The sequence below is a fragment of the Streptomyces sp. MB09-02B genome, from assembly GCF_033794485.1.
Taxonomy (GTDB): domain Bacteria; phylum Actinomycetota; class Actinomycetes; order Streptomycetales; family Streptomycetaceae; genus Streptomyces.
Genome location: NZ_JARGEE010000840.1, coordinates 1 through 1484, shown reverse-complemented (window position 1 = coordinate 1484; position 1484 = coordinate 1). Strand labels below are relative to the sequence as shown.

At 71.7% G+C, this 1484-nt stretch carries 1 protein-coding gene; it reads left to right on the top strand.

Going from position 1 to position 1484, the window contains the following annotated elements:
• Nucleotides 1–51: 51 nt before the first annotated feature.
• A partial coding sequence (locus P1P70_RS44530) for a type I polyketide synthase (RefSeq protein ID WP_319248184.1) occupies nucleotides 52–1484 on the top strand: 1433 nt, incomplete at its 3' end.

Here is a 1484-nt window from a genome sequence, read left to right as displayed (position 1 = left end):
CTGCTGGCGGCGTACGGGCAGGATCGTGAACGGCCGCTGTATCTGGGGTCGTTGAAGTCGAACATCGGTCATACCCAGGCCGCGGCCGGTGTGGCGGGAGTCATCAAGACGGTGCTGGCGCTACGGCACGGAGTGCTGCCGCGGACGCTGCACGTCGACGAGCCGACACGGCACGTGGACTGGTCGGCGGGCGCGGTGCGCCTGCTGACGGAGAACCTGCCCTGGCCCGAGACGGACCGTCCGCGCCGGGCCGGTGTCTCGTCGTTCGGCGTCAGCGGCACCAACGCCCATCTGATCCTGGAGCAGGGCGACGAGACCGGGCCGGGTGACGGGGCCTGGCCGGATGCTGAGGCAGGGCCGGACGCTGAGGCCGCGCCGGGTGACCACCTGCCGGGCCGCCGTCCGTCGCCTGTCGTGCCCCTGGTGCTGTCGGCCCGGAGCACGGCCGCGCTACGGGCCCAGGCCGCACGGCTGCGTGACCTCCTGGACGGCGCAGCGGCGAACCCGGCCCTGCACGACATCGGCCTCACCCTCGCCGCGCACCGCGCGGCGCTCGACCACCGGGCCGCCGTCGCGGCGACCGACGAGGAGACCTTCCGCGCCGCACTCGACGCCCTGGCCGAGGACCGGCCGTACCCCGGGCTCGTACGTGGCACGGGTGGCGATACCGCCGGCGGTCTGGCGGTGGTGTTCTCGGGTCAGGGTGGGCAGCGGGTCGGTATGGGGCGTGAGTTGTACGAGGCGTTTCCGGTGTTCGCGGCGGCGTTCGGGGAGGTGTGTGCGGGGTTTGCAGGGTTGTTGCCGGATGCGTTGGAGGAAGTCGTTTTCGACGGTCTCGCGGAGGAGTTGGAGTCGACGGGGTGGGCGCAGCCGGCGTTGTTCGCGGTGGAGGTGGCGTGCTTCCGGTTGTTGGAGTCGTGGGGTGTGCGGCCGGATGTGGTGATGGGGCATTCGCTGGGTGAGTTGGTGGCGGCTCATGTGGCGGGTGTGTGGTCGTTGGAGGACGCGTGTCGGGTGGTGGCGGCGCGGGCCGGGTTGATGCAGGGGTTGCCGTCGGGTGGGGTGATGTGGGCTGTGGAGGCGGCGGAGTCGGAGGTTGCCGGGGGGGTGTGTGTGGCGGCGGTCAATGGTCCGTCGTCGTTGGTGCTCTCGGGTGTGGAGGACGGCGTCCGGGAGGTGGCCGAGGGGTTCGCTTCCGTGGGTCGGCGGGTGAAGCGGCTGGCGGTGAGTCATGCCTTCCACTCGGTGTTGATGGAGCCGATGCTGGAGGACTTCGCCGGGGTGCTGGCCGGGGTGACGTTCCGTGAGCCGTCGATTCCTGTGGTGTCGAACGTGACGGGTGAGGTGGCGGGGGCGGAGCTGGCGACTCCGGAGTACTGGGTGCGGCACGTGCGGGCGACGGTCCGCTTCGCGGACGGGGTGCGGGCGCTACGGGCCCAGGACATCGGCACGGTCCTGGAGATCGGCCCCGACGGCTCCCTCGT